Here is a 16,633-nt window from a genome sequence, read left to right on the forward strand (position 1 = left end):
CATAGCGTCTTTTCGAGATTAAGCGAAGGAAGCAATGGCACTGGGAGAGCATCTTCGCCAGCAACTGGCGGCGAAAGCGCTGAAACGGCAGCTGGAGCGCGCGACGGATGCTGCCGCGGCACCGGGCGTGCCCGGCACGCAGGCAGCGCAGACCGCATCGGCGCGCAGCCGCTTCGAATCGATGCCGCAGTATCAGCAGGTCCGGATCATGCGCGAGATGGGCGAGAAGCTGCGCGTCGACTCGCCGTTTTTCCGCGTGCACGACGGCGTCGCCGGTGCGACGACGCAGATCGGCGGGCGCGAATACCTGAACTTCGCGAACTACAACTACCTCGGCCTGGCTGGCGATCCGGACGTGTCCGCGCGCGCGAAGGCCGCGATCGACCGGTACGGCACGTCGGCATCGGCGAGCCGGATGGTCGCGGGCGAACGCCCGGTGCAGCGCGATCTCGAACGCGCGTTGGCCACGTTCTACGAAACCGACGACTGCGTCGCGTTCGTGAGCGGCCACGCGACGAACGTGACCGTGATCGGCGCACTGTTCGGACCGGGCGACCTGATCGTCCACGATGCGCTCGCGCACAACAGCATCGTGCAGGGCGCGCAGCTGAGCGGCGCGAAGCGGCTGAGCTTCGCGCACAACGACTGGCAGGCGCTCGACGAGCTGCTCGCGCGCGTACGCCGCGAATACCGGCACGTGCTGATCGCGATCGAAGGGCTGTACAGCATGGACGGCGATTTCCCCGACCTGCAGCGCTTCGTCGACGTGAAAACGCGCCACGGTGCATTCCTGCTGGTCGACGAGGCGCATTCGCTCGGCGTGCTCGGCGCGACCGGCAAGGGCATCCGCGAGCATTGCGGCGTCGCGCCCGACCAGGTCGACATGTGGATGGGCACGATGAGCAAGACGCTGGCCGGCTGCGGCGGCTTCATCGCCGGCTGCCAGCCGCTCGTCGACATGCTGCGCCATCTGGCGCCGGGCTTCCTGTACAGCGTCGGGCTGGCGCCGACGCTCGCCGAAGCGTCGCTGGCCGCGCTCGAGCGCCTGCAGGCCGAGCCGGAGCGCGTCGCGCGACTGCAGGCGCGCGGGCGGCAGTTCCTGAACGAAGCGCGCGCCGCCGGGCTGAATACCGGCACGAGTGCCGGGTTCGCGGTCGTGCCGGTGATCACGGGGAGCTCGCTGAAGGCCGCGCAATGGGCCAATGCGATGTTCGACGAAGGGATCAACGTGCAGCCGATCTTCTATCCGGCCGTCGAGGAAAAGGCTGCGCGCCTGCGCTTCTTCATCTGCTCGACGCACGAGCCGGAACAGATCAGCCGGACGGTCGCCGTGTTGTCGCGACTCGCGGGGCGCAGCGGATGACGCTGGCCGGTGCGTTCGCGCAAGCGGCTCCGCGTGCCGGCGAGCGCGTGCGGTTTCGTGCGGCCGAGGCGAACGACGCGGCGTCGTGCGGGCCGCTCGTGTTTGCGTCCGGCGTGGCGGAATTCGGGTTTTTTCTCGGCGAAAGCGATGCGCGCTGCATCGCTTTCCTGCAGAAGGCATTCCGGTCGCGCCATGGGCGCTTCTCGTGGCGCCGGCATCGCGTCGCGGTCGGTGAAGACGGCACCGTGCTCGCCGTGATGGCGATTCACGACGGGCAACGGACGATGTTCGACGACGTGCATGTCGTGTGGGCACTGGCGCGCTTCTTCGGCGTGCGCCGCACGATGGGGCAGTTGTTGCGCGGGCTGATTCTCGAAACGGAAATTCCGGCGCCGAAGCGCTCGCAGATTCTCGTCGCGCATTGCGCAACCGACGAGCGACAGCGCGGCACGGGGATCTTCAGTGCGTTGTTCCGCGACGCGCTGGACACGGGGGCATTGCCGGCCGACGGCAGCCGCGATGTCGTCCTCGACGTGCTGACCCGCAACGTGCGGGCCCGCGCGCTGTACGAACGGCTCGGGTTCACCGCACTGCCGCGGCCGCGCGCCCGTTCGCGCCGGCTGCCCGCCGGACTTGATTCGGTGCGGATGCGGTTTTCGCGCCGCGCCTGACGCGATTTGTGCCGTGGACTGAACGGCCGCCGGTGTACATCGGCACCATGCGCGGACACGATCGTCATTTGTTCGGGCGGCGCGCCGGAAACCAAGGGACGGCGGCTGACTCCGATGATGTCAGTCGTTCAGCGGCAGTTTCCGGATGATCGCATCCACGCACTCCGACGGATCTGTCTCGGCCGTCTTGACGTGTACGTCGGGGGAGTGCGGCCGCTCGTACACGGAATCGATGCCGGTGAACTGGCGAATGCTTCCTTGCCGGGCTAATGCATACAATCCCTTCGGGTCACGCGCCTCGGCGACCTCCAATGCAGCGTCGACAAAGACCTCGACGAACGTGCCTTCGTCAAAGCGCGCGCGGGCCTTGTCACGCGCTGCCTGAAATGGCGAGATCAATGCGGCGATGACGACGAATTCTGCATCCACCAGCAGCCTGGCCACTTCGGCGGTTCGCCGGATATTTTCATGACGATCGGCATCGCTGAACCCGAGATCGCGGTTAAGCCCCTCGCGCAGGCGGTCGGCATCCAGCAGATAGGTGCGAAGCCCGCGTGCATCGAGCTGTTCCTTCAGCAGGTTCGCCAGCGTCGATTTTCCGGCGCCGGAGATCCCGGTCAGCCATACCACGAAGGCTCGATTCTGTTTCACACGAGGACGTGCCGGTTCGCAGTCCGTCGGCTTGACGGGTGGCCAATTCTTGGAATCTTGGGTCATTTCCGATTAGAGGTACGGACGATCGCACAGTTACTTTGTTTGGAGTCTCGTCGACTTCCATTGACAATTGTAACGCGCCGGTATGTTTGTAATCCGTTATTTTCCGGGCGTATTCGTTCTTCCGTTTACGTTTGGCATCCCCTTACGATGCCTTCAATGGTGCCGTCCGCTACTTTCGCCGCGGCGCGAACGGCCGCTGCTGCACATCAGCACCCTGCGCGACGATCGCCATGCTCTCTGGCACTTCCTCCCACGCGCCGCGCAGGTCGACGAGCGGCTCGGACACGACCATGAACGCGTCGTCGCCGGCTTCGGCGATGCGCGGGTTGTGCGGATACAGCTCATGGAGGTGCTTGAACGACGTGCTGTGGAACAGCGAACGCGACTGCCGTTCGCTCGAATAACGCACCGCGATGATCCGCTCGCCGTCGGTCGCGCAGATCGTCATGTTGAGCGGTTCGGCCACGCGGTGCCGCGCGGCCGTTTCCTCGACCATGCCGACCATCCGCTCGAGCGCGGGCAGCGGCATCTGCTCGAGGCCGTAGGTCAGCGCGAGGCGGAACATCAGTTCGGAGTCGGTCGAGCCTTCGAGCGTCGGGAACAGCGCGGGATCGACCTTCATCGTCAGGTCGCGGCGCAGCTTGTGGAAGTCGCGGATCAGCCCGTTGTGCGCGAACAGCCAGCGGCCGTGGCGGAACGGGTGGCAGTTGGTTTCCTGTACCGGCGTGTCGGTAGCCGCGCGGATATGCGCGATGAACATCCGCGAGCGGATCGCGCGTGCGGCTTCGCGCAGGTTGCGGTCGTTCCACGCGGGATGCACGGAGCGGTAGCGGAACGGGAGTTCGTCGGGGCGCCCGTACCAGCCGATGCCGAAGCCGTCGCCGTTGGTGGTCGTCGCCCCCAGCTCCGAATGCAGGCTCTGGTCGATCAGCGAATGCTTCGCGCGGAACAGCACGGTCTCCAGATGGATCGGATTACCCGTATAGGCGAGCCAGCGGCACATGAAGCGCTCCTTCACGATGGATCGTTCGCGCATGGTAGCCGACTTCGCGGCGCATCCTCGCCCGCGGGCGCCCGGCCCGCCATTCGGGCAGATGCGCTGGCCAATCTTCATACGTCATTTACCCGGATGTGCGGTGAGCAACCGGGCAGCCATGCAGCCTGAAGCCATGCAGCCTGAAGCCATGCAGCCGGGCGCCGTCACGCGACGGCAGCGCCGCGGCCGTCAGGTTCAGTCGCCGAGCGCGTCCATCACGCGCGCCGAATAGACGAGTGCCGCACCCGCGTTCAGCGCAATCGCGACGCCGAGCGCTTCCGCTACTTCCTCCTTCGTCGCGCCATGCTTGGCCGCTTCGGCGGTGTGCACGGCGATACAACCGTCGCAGCGTGTCGTGACCGCCACCGCGAGCGCGATCAGCTCGCGCGTTTTTGCGTCGAGATGGCCTGTCTTGGCGCCGGCGCCGGCCAGCGCCTGGTAGCCGGCCAGCGTGTCCGGCGACAGCTTGGCGATGTCGCCGATGCGCGTCGAGAGTTCCTTCCGGTATTCGTTCCAGTTCAGCATGATGCGTCCTTTTCGAGAAGAGGTGAGGAAGGCGGCGGGCGCCGCGATCTCGGGCGATGCAGGGTTATTCTGATCGTTCACGCTGAGGGTTTCGATACGCTAGAGTGTCAATTTTTAGCGCAATCGTCTCATGGATGCCCTGAGTCAACTGCTGTCGCTGGGCCGCAGCCATGTCGAGCTCGACGTGCGCTGCCTGCTTGGCGGGCCGTTCGCGATGCCGCACGACCCGCTGCCGTCGGGCGAGGCGGCGTTTCACCTGGTGCTGGCCGGAACGTGCCGGCTGCGTACCGCGGAAGGGCGCACGCTGCAGCTCGCCGACGGCGATTTCGTGCTGCTGCCCGCGGGCGGCGCGCACGAGCTGCTCGACGCAGGCGCAGGCCGGTCGCGGCCGGTTGCGGCGCTGCGCGAACACGGTGCCGGCGGCGGCGCGGTGCTGCCGGTCAAGACGAATCTCGATCCGGCCGAACCGGGCGGTGCGAGCGTGGATCTGCTGTGCGGACGGTTCGTCTATGCGCGCGGCGCGGGCGAACTGCTGATGCGTACGCTGCCGCACGTGCTGCATGTCGGGCTGCGCGAGGCGTCGGTGTTCGCGCCGCTGCAACTGCTGACGAGCGTGCTGCGCACCGAGGCGTCGAATGGGCAGCCGGGCGCCGGCGCGATCGTGAACGCACTCGGGCAGGCGCTGCTCGCGTATGCGTTGCGCGCATACGGTCGTGGCGCGCGCGTGCCGTCCGGCTGGCTTGCGCTCGCTGCCGATGCGCGGCTCGGCCCGTCGGTACAGGCCGTCCTGCAGGCACCGGAGAAGCCGTGGACGGTCGAGTCGCTCGGCGACACATCCGCGATGTCGCGTGCGACGTACGCCCGGCATTTCCGCGAGCGGGCCGGAATGAGCGTCGGCGCGTTCGTCGCGCAGATCCGGATGATGCATGCGTGCGCGCTGCTGCAGGACACGCAGCGCGGGCAGGCGGAGATCGGGCAGGCGGTTGGTTACCAGTCGGAAGCCGCGTTCGGCAAGGCGTTTCGCGCGGTGCTCGGCACGACGCCGGGGCGCTGGCGACGCGCGCGGCGCGAATCGTAAGACTGCAAGCAAGCCGTCTTGCCGCGTGCCAAAGCTGCTACCATGCGCGAAACGCAGTTCAACGAAAACGATTTCGAACAAGAAGAAAGAGAGGGCAAAGCAATGAACCAGACCACCATCCAGCAACCGTCGTTCGCGTTCGTGGCCGCGTCGTGGGCCGCGCTGCTCGCCGGTTTCGCGGCATTCCTGATCGGTCTCTGGAACGCCGGCATGCAGCTCAACGAGAAGGGCTACTACTTCACCGTGCTGGTGTTCGGCCTGTACGCGGCGATCTCGCTGCAGAAGAGCGTGCGCGACCGCGCGGAAGGCATTCCCGTCACCGGCATCTACTACGGCCTCAGCTGGATCGCGCTGCTGCTGTCGATCGCGCTGCTGATCGTCGGCCTCTTCAATGCGACGCTGCAACTGAGCGAGAAAGGCTTCTACGCGATGTCGTTCGTGCTCGCGCTGTTCGGTTCGGTGGCCGTGCAGAAGAACACGCGCGACCTGCAGAACGCGAAGCCGCGCTATACCGACGCCGAATCGGCGCCGTCCGTCCAGGAGTGACCACACGCGAAGCGGGCGCCTTCCGGGCCGCCCGTTTTGCGATGACGGTCGCGGGCGACCCGCATCCGCCAATGCGCGCGGGCTCGCCGCCCATTCGTTTCATCCATGCCGTCGCGCATGACGATGGAGACATTCAGGATGCCGGACATCACGGAAACCTCGCCGCGCACGCGCACGGCGGCTCACGCCGTGGCGGCGAGGGCCGCGCTCGTGCTGGAAACGAACAACCTGCGCGGCGGTGCCGGCCTCGCGCAGGCCGTCGATAGCCTGAAGCGCCTCGTTTCGGCGCTGTCGAAGCAGACCGTGCCGCCCGCGGCACTCGCGCAATGGATCATTACGCACGACGGGCTGCCGGCCGATGCGTGCGCGGAGATCGTCGTGCTGGCCGGCCGCCCGATCGACTTCGTCGAGATCGGTGCGAGCACCGGCTACTACGATGCGAAGAACGACGGGTTCGATCGCGTCGACGCGGATCGCTGCGACATCGTCGTGTTCGGCGATGCCGATTGCCGGCCGGCCGACGACTGGCTCGAGCACCTGCTCGCGCCGTTTGCACGCGAAGCCGGCGATGCACCCGTCGCGGTGGCGGGGCGCACGAGCTATGCGCCGAACGTGCTCGGCGTCGCGCTGACGTCGATCGATTTCATGTATTTCCCGAGCCCGCTGCGCGCCGGCGCAACGCGCAACTTCTACGCGAACAACGTCGCGTTCCGGCGCGACGTGTTCGCGCAATTTCGCTACGAGCCGCTCGACGGTGTCTATCGCGCACATTGCCAGGTGATGGGGCTGCGGATGCAGGCGGCCGGCGTGGCCGTCGAATTCGCGCCGGCCGCGCATACCGAGCATCGGCTGCCGGACACGCATCGCGAATCGCTGAAGCTGCGCTGGATGCGCGGAGAGGACAGCGTCGGGCTGACGCCGTATCTCGTGAACGCGTACCTGCCGCGCGGATGGCAGTGGCTCGGACGCAGCGGCCCGCTCGGACCGTTCTGCGTGATGGCGATGCGGCTCGGCTACAGCCTGCGCGCGCTCGATCGGCAGCAGTTGCCGCGGCTCGGCGCCCTTCGTTATCTCGCGGCCGTCGGCGTCACGATCGCGGCGTCCGCCGTCGATACGCTCGGTGCGCTCGCGCGCGGTTTCGGTCTCGTCGGGCGCGCATCGGCCCGGCGCGATCTCGAAGCGCTGTCCTATCACCGTCATTGAACCGGCGCCGCGCATCGCGCGCGGCCACGACACGCCGCACCCTGCCTTCATTCCGTCCACGACCATGCCTTCTCTTGCCACCCGTGTTGCCTGCGTCGCCCTGTTTGCCGCCAGCGCCGGCGCCCATGCCGCGCCGGTCGATTACGCGGGGCGCGGGATCTACCACTTCGCGTCGCAAAGCGGCTGCCCGTTCGCGAACGCGGCCGCCGCCGACTGCAATCGCGTCGCGCTCGATGCGCCCGACGTTCACGCGAGCATCGATACCGATGCGCACGCGATCGTCTTCTCGAGCGATGCGACGCGCCGCACGAAGGACGTGCTCGGCGACGTGCTGCTTCAGGGCACGGGCGTCGACCGCGACGGCCGGCGCGTGCCGTTGAGCGTTCACGTGCTGCTGCGTCGCGACGGCGCGAAATGGGACCGTGACGTGTACGTACATGCGCCCGTGCACGGCACGTTCACCGATGTCCGGATCGATCCGTATCGCGTGCGCGTGAAGGAGGGCGATGGCGAGCACGACGTGCTCACGCCGGATGAAACGCTGGCGCTGTTCGCGCATCCGTCGCTGGCATCGCGGCTCGCGCGGCATCTCGTGAAGGTGAGCGCGACCGATCCGAAGCAGCCGTCCGCGGACGACATCACGATCGCACTCGGCGTCGGCGGCCTGACGAAGTCGGTCGCGCGCGCGAGTTTCACGTCGAGCGCGCCGCACGATGCGGACGTCGATCAGGCACTGGCATCGGGTACGTGGTCGATCCGTTTTGACGCACTGAGCAATCACATTCCGGTGTGGGTCGCGCAGCGCGAGCTGTTCCTGTTCGGTCTCGACGGCAGTGCGCTGCTGAAAGACGTGCGCGAGCGCGGTTTCCGCAAGAGCGACCGGATCGAATTCGGCGCGCGCGACGGCAACGGTTATCTGCGCGTGAACGGCCGCGAGGAGGCATTCGCGGGGGCGACCGCGTCCGCGCATGCGTTCATGCAGGAAAGCTTCATCGGCCTGATCCTCGGATGGCGTCGCGATCCGGCCGCCGCCGCGGCATCCGCGACGAAATCCGCGTCCGCACGGGGCGTGCCGGCATGACCGCGGCAGGTGAACTGCCCGCGTCGCCGCCGGCGGCGCTCGATGGGCGCTTCGACTGTCTCGATGCGCCCGCGCCGCGCGGTGCGGCGCGGGTGCGTGCGTACCTCGTCGATCGCATCAAGCGGGCGGCGATCCGGCAGCTTCATCGCAGCACGCATGGCGAGCGCTGGGTGCTGCGCATGTACCTGATCGGCGAGGAAGCGACCGAGTGCGCGTTGCACGAGGACTGGACCGGCCAGCCGCCGGACTGGCTCGCGCCGCGGATCGAGCAGCATCTCGCGGACGAGCGTCGCCATGCGGCCGCGTTCGCCGATGCGCTGCGCGCACGCGGCGTCGCGCCGTCGACCGCGCCGCACGAGCCGGACTGGCTGAGCCGGCGCAAGATCATGCGGTGGCGCCGGCTCGCGCGGCGCCATGCGCCGCATTTCGCGCAAGGCGTGCTCGTGCCGGCCTATGCGACGGGGCTGTGCGCGGAACAGATGGCGATGCGCGTGCTCGCGCGCCACTGCGCGACGATCGGCGTTGCCCATCCGCTGTATCCGCTGCTCTCGCGCGTGCTCGCGGACGAGACGCGGCACGTCCGGCTCTGCGCGGACACGCTGCGCCGTCTCGTCGCGCCGTCCGAGGTTGCGCGGCTCGCCGCGTTGCTGGACGAGATCCGCGCGATCGAAGCCGGTTTCGGCGTGACGGGCGCGCTGGCGATGTACGCGGCCGGCTGGCTCCAGTCGCTTCGTCCGCGCGCATGATGCCGCGGATCGTCTATCTCGCGACGGCCGACGCGCGCGGCCACCTGATGCGCGCACAACTGCTCGTGCATGCGTTGCGCTCGGCCGGCGCGCAGGTCGACGTGCTGACGACGTCCGATGCGGGGCAGGCGTTCCTGGCCGCGTTCGACATCGACGCAGCCGTGCTGTCCCGTCACTACGCGGTGCAGTTCGACGAGCGGCAGAACATGCTGCGCGATGCGACCGATCGCAATGTCGCGCATTACGTGTTCCGGCCGACGCGCATGCTGCGCGACATCGCGCGGCTGCGTGCGATCGGTCGCGATGCCGATCTCGTGATCAACGACTCGTTCCATCCGGCGCTGCTGTTCATGGGCGCGATGCCGAGCTGGCGGCACCGCGTCGTGCACGTGTACGGCGGCAGCCTGCGCCGCGCGTTGACCGCGAATTTCGATGCGCGGCTGCCGCGTGTGCTGGCGCGCGCTTTCGCACGGATCGTCGACTGGCAGATCGATTCGGCGCGGTGCTGCATCGAACACGATTTCGCATACGATGCCGCCGACGAAGTCCGGCGGGCCCACGCGCATTGCCGGCTGCCGACTCCGGTGCCGATCGTCGCCGAACGGCCGGCCTCGGAGCCGGCCGCCGCAGCCGTCTATCTGAATCCGCACTTCCGCGATATCGCGCTCGCCGATGCGTTGTCGGCCGGCATGCGCGACGCGGGGCTCGCCGCACACCGTGTGGGCGAGGGCTATGCGGGGCACGACGGCTGGACCGGCGTCGACGCCGACTGGGTGACGCGGGCCGCCCACGCACCGCTGATCGTGTCGGCCCCCGGCATGGCCGCACTGTCGATCGCACGCGTGTATCGCCGCCCGATCCTGCTCGTGCAGTCCGACCAGCCCGAGCAGGCGAGCAACGCCGCACGCGCCGCACGCCTGCAACTCATGCACCGCGTTGTCACATGGCGCGGCGATGCGGCCGCGTTCCGGCGGGAAGTCGGGCAGGCCGCGGCCGAGCTGATGCGCGATCCCGGTACGCAGGCTGGAACGATCGCCGGCCGCGAGCATGCGCGTGCGCGCGTGGATGCGTGGACGTCGCGCCTCCTCGCGCTGCGTCCGTGTGCGCAGGTGGCCGATGCGGATACGCGATGCGAGGCGCCGGCGCCACGATGAATTCGCTGTCGTTTCGTGACGATCGCCGGCCCGATATCCGGCAGATGCTGGCCGCGACGTTCGGCATGGCAGCCGGCCTCGCGATCTTCTTTCTGCTGGAGCGCGGCGTCACGCCGCGCCATGTGTTCGCCACGGCGATCGATGCACGGATTCCGTTCATCGCATGGTCGTGGTTCGTCTATGTCGGCTTCTTTCCGTTCGTGATTGCGCTTGCCGGGTATGCCCGGCCGCCCGCGTTCGCCGCGTTCAAGGAAGCGGTGCTGATCGCGTTCGTGCTCGGTGTCGTGTGTTTTCTGCTGTTTCCGGAAGCCGTGCCGAGACCCGACGTCGCGGAGATCGGCAACGCGTTCGTACGCCACCGCCTCGCGCGCATGTGGCAGCTCGATCTCGCGGCCAACGGCTTTCCGAGCCTGCACGTCGCGGTGACGTGTCTGGCCTGCCGGATGCTGGCGGACCAGCGGCGGCTCGTGACCGTGACGGTCGGCCTGCTGATCTGCACGTCGACGCTGACGCTCAAGCAGCATACGGTCGCCGATGTACTGGGCGGCGTGGCGCTCGCGATGGTCAGTGCGCGGTGGGTCGAGCGGCGTTCGCTGCGCAGGAGGCTCGCCTGATGGATACCCGTGTTCACCCGGCCGGGCCGAATGCCGAGCTGGCGCGGTTCGTGCCCGATCCCGCGTTGTTTCGCGTGAGCGCGGCGCGTGTCGGTGCGGCGCTGGCGGGCGACTGGCTGTTGATTGCCGCTGCGTTCGCCGTTGCGATCGCGTTTGCGCATCCGCTCGTGTACGCGTTGGCCGCGGTCGTGATCGCGCGCAGCCAGCTGGCGCTCGCGGTCATGATGCACGAAGGCGCGCACGGGTTGCTGGCGCGGAACCGGCGCGTCAACGACGCGCTGGGCCAGCTGTTCGCGGCCGGCCCGCTGTGGCTGTCGCTGCGTACGTATCGTGCAGGCCATCTGAAGCACCATCGCGCGCCGATGCAGCCGGACGATCCCGTCGCGCTGCTGTTCGGCGTGCACGACTATCCGGTGACGCGCGGGCGCCTGATCGGTCGCCTGTTCGCGTACGCATGCGGGATCGGTTACGTGACGAGTGTCGTGAAGCTCGCACGCGGCGAGTTCGCCCATGCGTTGCCGAAGGTCGGGAAGTCGCGCGCGTATGCCGCGTGGGAGGTCGTGTCGATGCTCGCAGGCAACGGTGTGCTGCTCGGTGCGCTCGCGTGGGCCGGACATCCGCTGCTGTACGTCACGTTGTGGATCGTGCCGTCCGTCACGCTGCTGCCGCTCGCCGGGCAGGTGCGCGCGATCTTCGAGCACGCGGGGCTGCCGGCAGGTGCCGACCAGAGCCGCAACGCGCGCACGATCGCCCGGCGTTCGTGGCAGACGTTCCTGTTCGGCCCGCACGCGATTCATTTTCATATCGAGCATCACCTGTTCACGCGGATGCCGTTCCATCACCTGCCGGCCGTGCATCGGCAGCTCGTGCAGCGGCAGTTGCTGCCTGACGGCAATCTGTACGCGGGATATGGTGCGGTGCTGCGCGACGTCAGCGTGCGTTGACGCGTGGACGGGACGGGAATCATGAGCGGATCGATACCGGGAACATGATGGTCGACAAGCCTGCGAGGTTCAATTGCGTGGCGCTGGCGATCGGCGCGATCCTGGCGGTGTGGGGGTGCGGAAACGATCGACGAACGGGGCTCGCGGTTATCGGATCGTCCGTTGCCGTGCAGGGGACGGTCGTCCGGTTGACGCACGACGCGCATCACCCGTTGATCGAGTTCGTGACGAAACGCGGCGAACGCGTATCGTTTCCGGGAAGCTTCGTGACGATGGCGTTCGGTGACACGGTGCCGGTGCGCTACGACCCGGCCAGGCCGCAAGCCAGCGCAACAGTCGACACGTTCACGAACATGTGGCTCGAGTCGATCATCTCGATCGCGTTCACGATGGCTTTCTTTGCGCCGGCTTGAAGGGAAAGTCGCTTCTGCCGAAGCCGGGGGGAGGGCGCTGGGTAGTGCGGCAGGCATCGCGGAGATGCCTGCCATCGACACGGATGCGACAGACGCAAAAAAGCCTCCGCTTGGGAGGCTTTATTTGCACTATCAAAGATAGTTGGTAGGGTGGGAGGGACTCGAACCCTCGACTCTCTGATTAAAAGTCAGATACTCTAACCAACTGAGTTACCACCCCACGTTCTTGAAACCTGTCGGTTCGTTGCTTGAACAACTTGGGCAACGACCCAAAGAGCAAAAGATTATAGCGACGGGGTGTCAGGCTGTCAACAACCCGCAGCGATAATTATTTGATCGTTTCAAGCTTGCCTTGCGCCGTCTGTGCAGCATTCGACCCGGCGTACTGCGAAACGACCTGCTCGAACGTCTTCTTCGCGGCCGCCTTCTGGCCTTGCTCGAGCTGGTTCGTGCCGATCGCCACGAGGGCATCGGCCGCGCGCGGGTGCTGTGGGAACTTGCTGACGATCCCTTGCCACGTTGCAGTCGAACCGCGGTAGTCGCGCAGTGCGTATTGCGCATTGCCGTACCAGTACTGCGCGGTCGGCTGGTAGGGGCTCTGCGGATACTTCGCGATGAACGCGCGGAACGAAGCCGCGGCCGCCTTGAAGTTGCCGTTGCGGAACTGCTGTTGCGCCGCATTGAGCGCATCCGTTTCACCCGGCTGCACGGTGCCTTCGACACCATCGATCGTCGCCTGCTGCGGCTCGAACTTCTTGAGCCGCGTGTCGAGATCCTGGTAGTACTCCTTCTGCTGCCGTTCGAGCGTCGTCAGCCGGTTCGTCAGATCCTCGTTCTCGCCGCGCAGCGTCGCGACCTGCTGGTTCAGCTGGTCGAGACGGCCGGATTGATCGAGGATCGTACGCTGGGCGGCCGACAACTGGCTGGCCAGGTTGTCGGTCTTGGTGCGCAGATCGAGCACGGCGCGGCGCGCTTCGTTGTCGTCGAACACGCCGGCGTGCGCCGGCGCGACCGACCACGCCGCGCCCGCGACGCAGAATGCTGCGGCAACGCGCAGCAGGGATACACGGTGCGTCATACGGCGATTCTTCCGTTACTTACTGTTGGTAGACGAGGTCGGCGCGACGGTTCTGCGCCCACGATGCTTCGTCGTGACCCGTTGCCTGCGGCTTTTCCTTGCCGAGGCTCACGGCTTCCATCTGCGAATCGTTCACGCCGAGCAGTGCCATCGCACGGCGGACGGCTTCCGCACGCTTCTGGCCCAGCGCGAGGTTGTACTCGCTCGTGCCGCGTTCGTCGGTGTTGCCCTGGATCAGCACGTGGCGCTGCGGGTGGCTCTTCAGGTACTGGGCGTGCTGCTGCATCAGCGACTGGTAGTCGTCCTTCACCGAATAGCTGTCGAAGTCGAAGTAGATGCTGCGCTTCGCGAGCGGGCTGTTCGGGTCGTTCAGCGGATCGACGTTCACTTGCGCGACGTTGTCGGCGCTCGGCTGCGTGCTGACCGCACCCGCGTTGTTGGCCTTGTCGTCGAGCTTCACGCCCGACTTGCACGCTGCGAGCGCGCTGATCATCATCACGGCCAGGGCCAGACGAGCTTTATTCGACATCATGGTTACTCTCCTTGTGGTCATTGCATGAAGGGCCCCCACGACGGCTCACGTACGGAGCCGCCCTGGACGGACAGGATTTGCGGCGGCGCGCTGCCGTCGGAGGGCACTGCTGCCAGAACATTGCGACCACCCGACTGGGTAGCGTACAGAAGGTACTGGCCGTTTGCCGCGAAGCTCGGCGATTCGTCGCGATTCGTATTCGTGATGGCGTTCGCCGCGCCCGATTGCAGATCCTGAACGTACAGCTTGAAGCCCCCGCCCGTGCGGGAGATGTAAGCGAGCAGCTTGCCGTCCGGGCTGATACGCGGACTCGTGTTGTAGCTGCCGGTGAAGGTCACGCGCTGCGCGGCGCCGGCGCTTTCGCCCTGTGCGGGCATCCGGTAGATCTGCGGCGCACCGCCGCGATCGCTCGTGAAGTAGATCCAGCGGCCGTCCGGCGAGTAGAACGGCTCGGTGTCGATCGAGCTGCTCTGCGTGAGGCGGCGCAGGCCGCCGCCCGTCGAATTGACCGAATAGATTTGCGTATTGCCCGTCAGCGACAGCGCGACGGCCAGCGTGTTGCTGTCCGGCGACCATGCCGGTGCGCTGTTGTTGCCCTTCTGGTCGGAGACGATGTAGCGGCGGCCGGTCGGCAGGTCGTGGATGTAGACGATCGGCTTCTTGCGCTCGAACGACACGTACGCGACTTTCGTGCCGCTCGGCGACCACGACGGCGAGATGATCGGCTCGGTGCTCGACAGCGCGATGCGCGCGTTCTGGCCGTCCGAATCCGAGATCTGCAACTGGTAACGGTTACCGGTCTTGATCACGTACGACAGGCGCGTGGCGAACACGCCGCGTACGCCGAGCAGCTTCTGGTAGATGTAGTCGGCGATCTTGTGGCCGGCCGTGCGCAGCGTGGTGTCGGTGGCCGTCAGCGACAGGCCGCCGAGGCTTTGCTGCTTCACGGTGTCGTACAGGATGAAGTTGACCTTGTACTGGCCGTTCGCTTCGCGGTTCACGCTGCCGGCGACGAACGCATTGGCGCCCTTGGCCTTCCATGCGCCGAGATCGACCGATGCGGTCTCCGGCACGGGCGTGCTGCCTGCGTCGATGTTGGTGAATTTGCCGCTGCGGGCGAGGTCGGCGCGGACGATCGACGTGACCTGCTGCGGCAGGTTCGCCTCGTTCGCGAAATTCGCGGTGGCGATAGGGAACTGGGTCGACCCGACACCGGTGATCAGCACGTTGACCTGGGCGTTAGCGGCGCTGCCCGCCGTAATCAGACACGAGGCCACGAGTGCCCTGAAACCTAGCTTTGTCATCAAACTCATGCTTCTTGCTTCCCGTATGGCTTGGATCGCTGCGCAACGGCAGAGACAGTAAAAATACCCGATTCGTTCCCGTCCGACAGCGACGCCCGGAGTGTAAGCGCATTTCGTTTCACTCCGCCGCCTTGAAGGTAATCGTAATGTCCGACGGGGTACGACCGTTAGAATCGGGCGGCAACGGGACCGATGCGTGGATCGCATTGACCACGGCTTGATCCCACCCCGAATTCCCGCTGGAGCGGGAGACCGATGCGCTCAATACGTCACCGGACGGCGTGCACCGAATCTTGACGACGGTGGTCAGGCCTGCCCGCTCGCCGCCCCAAACGATGTTCGGCTTGACGCGGCGGCGCACCTTGTCGGCATAGCCGGGCGTCGCGGCATTGCCGCCGGAGCCCGTGCCGGTGCCGCTTTTCGCGAGGCCTTCGCCGCCGCCTTCACCGGCGCCGGACAGGCCCTGCATCTGCGCGAGGCGCGCGCTGCGCTCGCGGTCGAGCTTCGCGTTCGCCGCCGCATTGGCCTTCGCGCGTGCCGTGGCTTCGGCCTTCGCCTTGGCCTGGGCTTCCGCCTTTGCCTTCGCGGCCGCGTCGGCCTTCGCCTTCGCCGCCTGCTGCGCTTCGAGCTGCGCCTGCTTCTGCTGCTGGAGTTTCTGCTGTTCGAGCTTCTGCTGCTCGGCAAGCTGCTGTTGCTTGAGCTTGTCGGCCTGTTTCTGCCGGTCGCGTTCCGCGGCCTTTTGCGCGGCGAGTGCGGCCGCCTGCTGCGCGGCAAGCTGCGCGCGCCGGGCTTCCTCTTCCTGTTGCGCCTTCAACTGCTGTGCGCGGCGCTGCTGCTCGAGCAGCGCTTCACGCGCGGCCGCTTCCTGCTGCCGCTTCTTCTGTTGCAGCGCGATGTCGGCCTGCTCGTCGCGCACGGGGGGAGCGGGCGGCGCGACCTTCACGGGCGGCGTGGGCGTGACGACGGGCCGCGGCGCGGGCACGTCGGGCACCTCGGTCCATAGCTCGGCTTCGGCACCGGCCGGCGTGCTGTTCTGCCACTGCACGCCGTGATAGAGGAACAGCGCGAGCAGCACGTGCATCAGCGCGGCGAGCGCGAATGCGCGCCAGGTACCGCGCTCGCGGGGGGGCTGAGGCGGGTAGGCGGAGCTGCGCGTGGATTGCTGCCGGTTCATTGCGATTTGACGAGGAGGCCGACGCGCTTGACGCCGCGCGCCTTCAGATCGGACATCACGGTCATGACTGCATCGTACTGCACGGTCTTGTCGGCCGCGATCACGACCGGCTGGTCGGGATGATCGGCCTGCCGGGCCACGATGAAGCTGTCGAGCTCGGCCTTCGTCATCGTGTCTTCCTGGGTCGCGCCCGAGTCGCCCTTGTACTTGACGCTCATCGTGCGATCGGCCTTGATGTTGACGACGACGGGCGGTGTTTGCTCCTGCGGCGCGGCGTTGCCGACGGTCGGCAGGTTGATGATCGACGGGGCGACGAGTGGTGCGGTGACCATGAAGATCACGAGCAGCACCAGCATCACGTCGATGTACGGCACGACGTTGATGTCGGCCATTGCACGGCGCGAGCGGCCGCCGCGCATGCTGGATCGGATGGGGCTTCCTGCCATGGCGCGCT

Annotated in this window: 19 protein-coding genes and 1 tRNA gene; 11 read left to right on the forward strand and 9 right to left on the reverse strand. The window is 67.1% G+C overall.

Going from position 1 to position 16,633, the window contains the following annotated elements; all coding sequences use genetic code 11:
• Nucleotides 1-34 precede the first annotated feature (34 nt).
• Both APZ15_RS07535 and APZ15_RS07540 read left to right on the forward strand, forming a co-directional pair.
• A complete protein-coding gene (locus APZ15_RS07535; protein WP_027788280.1) occupies nt 35-1,363 on the forward strand; it encodes an aminotransferase class I/II-fold pyridoxal phosphate-dependent enzyme in 1,329 nt (442 codons plus the stop codon).
• Nucleotides 1,360-2,034 carry a GNAT family N-acetyltransferase gene (locus tag APZ15_RS07540; RefSeq protein WP_027788279.1) on the forward strand — a complete coding sequence of 225 codons (675 nt, stop codon included), beginning with the start codon at nt 1,360-1,362 and terminating at the stop codon, nt 2,032-2,034. The genes APZ15_RS07535 and APZ15_RS07540 overlap by 4 nt, the downstream gene beginning before the upstream one ends.
• 120 nt (nt 2,035-2,154) lie before the next feature.
• On the opposite strand, the gene cysC is transcribed toward APZ15_RS07540, so the two are convergent.
• From cysC to APZ15_RS07555, 3 genes are all read right to left on the reverse strand, one after another.
• Nucleotides 2,155-2,751 carry an adenylyl-sulfate kinase gene (gene cysC, locus APZ15_RS07545; RefSeq protein ID WP_080981967.1) on the reverse strand — a complete coding sequence of 199 codons (597 nt, stop codon included), beginning with the start codon at nt 2,749-2,751 and terminating at the stop codon, nt 2,155-2,157.
• Between the two features lie 169 nt (nt 2,752-2,920).
• Entirely contained in the window at nt 2,921-3,754 is an 834-nt protein-coding gene (locus APZ15_RS07550) for a class II glutamine amidotransferase (RefSeq protein ID WP_027788277.1), read from the reverse strand.
• A gap of 228 nt (nt 3,755-3,982) precedes the next feature.
• Complete coding sequence (locus tag APZ15_RS07555; RefSeq protein ID WP_027788276.1) at nt 3,983-4,312, reverse strand: carboxymuconolactone decarboxylase family protein; 330 nt, start codon at nt 4,310-4,312, stop codon at nt 3,983-3,985.
• A 130-nt stretch (nt 4,313-4,442) separates the two neighbouring features.
• Here APZ15_RS07555 and APZ15_RS07560 point away from each other — a divergent pair, with 130 nt between their 5' ends.
• From APZ15_RS07560 to APZ15_RS07600, 9 genes are all read left to right on the forward strand, one after another.
• Complete coding sequence (locus tag APZ15_RS07560; RefSeq protein ID WP_027788275.1) at nt 4,443-5,390, forward strand: cupin domain-containing protein; 948 nt, start codon at nt 4,443-4,445, stop codon at nt 5,388-5,390.
• 102 nt (nt 5,391-5,492) lie between these two features.
• Complete coding sequence (yiaA, locus tag APZ15_RS07565; protein ID WP_027788274.1) at nt 5,493-5,936, forward strand: inner membrane protein YiaA; 444 nt, start codon at nt 5,493-5,495, stop codon at nt 5,934-5,936.
• A gap of 138 nt (nt 5,937-6,074) precedes the next feature.
• The gene (locus APZ15_RS07570; protein ID WP_049096818.1) at nt 6,075-7,139 is read left to right on the forward strand and encodes a glycosyltransferase family 2 protein; all 1,065 of its coding nucleotides are present in this window, start codon (nt 6,075-6,077) and stop codon (nt 7,137-7,139) included.
• 64 nt (nt 7,140-7,203) lie between these two features.
• Entirely contained in the window at nt 7,204-8,220 is a 1,017-nt protein-coding gene (locus APZ15_RS07575; protein ID WP_049096815.1) for a hypothetical protein, read from the forward strand.
• A complete protein-coding gene (locus tag APZ15_RS07580; protein WP_049096812.1) occupies nt 8,217-8,966 on the forward strand; it encodes a hypothetical protein in 750 nt (249 codons plus the stop codon). The genes APZ15_RS07575 and APZ15_RS07580 overlap by 4 nt, the downstream gene beginning before the upstream one ends.
• On the forward strand, nt 8,963-10,120 hold the full coding sequence (locus tag APZ15_RS07585; RefSeq protein WP_027788270.1) for a glycosyltransferase family protein: 1,158 nt from the start codon (nt 8,963-8,965) through the stop codon (nt 10,118-10,120). The genes APZ15_RS07580 and APZ15_RS07585 overlap by 4 nt, the downstream gene beginning before the upstream one ends.
• Nucleotides 10,117-10,734 (forward strand): phosphatase PAP2 family protein, encoded by a 618-nt coding sequence (locus APZ15_RS07590; protein ID WP_027788269.1) that lies wholly within the window; start codon nt 10,117-10,119, stop codon nt 10,732-10,734. The genes APZ15_RS07585 and APZ15_RS07590 overlap by 4 nt, the downstream gene beginning before the upstream one ends.
• Nucleotides 10,734-11,678, forward strand: a complete 945-nt coding sequence (locus APZ15_RS07595) for a fatty acid desaturase family protein (protein WP_049096799.1) — start codon at nt 10,734-10,736, stop codon at nt 11,676-11,678. Before APZ15_RS07590 ends, APZ15_RS07595 begins: the two co-directional genes overlap by 1 nt.
• 44 nt (nt 11,679-11,722) lie before the next feature.
• The gene (locus APZ15_RS07600) at nt 11,723-12,091 is read left to right on the forward strand and encodes a DUF3592 domain-containing protein (protein WP_049096796.1); all 369 of its coding nucleotides are present in this window, start codon (nt 11,723-11,725) and stop codon (nt 12,089-12,091) included.
• 143 nt (nt 12,092-12,234) lie between these two features.
• On the opposite strand, the gene APZ15_RS07605 is transcribed toward APZ15_RS07600, so the two are convergent.
• From APZ15_RS07605 to tolR, 6 genes are all read right to left on the reverse strand, one after another.
• Nucleotides 12,235-12,311, reverse strand: a tRNA-Lys gene (locus tag APZ15_RS07605).
• A gap of 108 nt (nt 12,312-12,419) precedes the next feature.
• Entirely contained in the window at nt 12,420-13,169 is a 750-nt protein-coding gene (gene ybgF / locus APZ15_RS07610) for a tol-pal system protein YbgF (protein ID WP_021157175.1), read from the reverse strand.
• Nucleotides 13,170-13,188: 19 nt separating this feature from the next.
• Nucleotides 13,189-13,701 (reverse strand): peptidoglycan-associated lipoprotein Pal, encoded by a 513-nt coding sequence (gene pal / locus APZ15_RS07615; RefSeq protein WP_021157174.1) that lies wholly within the window; start codon nt 13,699-13,701, stop codon nt 13,189-13,191.
• A 17-nt stretch (nt 13,702-13,718) separates the two neighbouring features.
• Entirely contained in the window at nt 13,719-15,014 is a 1,296-nt protein-coding gene (tolB, locus tag APZ15_RS07620; RefSeq protein ID WP_027788267.1) for a Tol-Pal system beta propeller repeat protein TolB, read from the reverse strand.
• A 109-nt stretch (nt 15,015-15,123) separates the two neighbouring features.
• The gene (gene tolA, locus APZ15_RS07625) at nt 15,124-16,179 is read right to left on the reverse strand and encodes a cell envelope integrity protein TolA (protein ID WP_027788266.1); all 1,056 of its coding nucleotides are present in this window, start codon (nt 16,177-16,179) and stop codon (nt 15,124-15,126) included.
• Nucleotides 16,176-16,625 carry a protein TolR gene (gene tolR / locus APZ15_RS07630; protein WP_011351075.1) on the reverse strand — a complete coding sequence of 150 codons (450 nt, stop codon included), beginning with the start codon at nt 16,623-16,625 and terminating at the stop codon, nt 16,176-16,178. The genes tolA and tolR overlap by 4 nt, the downstream gene beginning before the upstream one ends.
• Between the last annotated feature and the right edge of the window lie 8 nt (nt 16,626-16,633).

It is taken from the genome of Burkholderia cepacia ATCC 25416 (genome assembly GCF_001411495.1).
Taxonomy (GTDB): domain Bacteria; phylum Pseudomonadota; class Gammaproteobacteria; order Burkholderiales; family Burkholderiaceae; genus Burkholderia; species Burkholderia cepacia.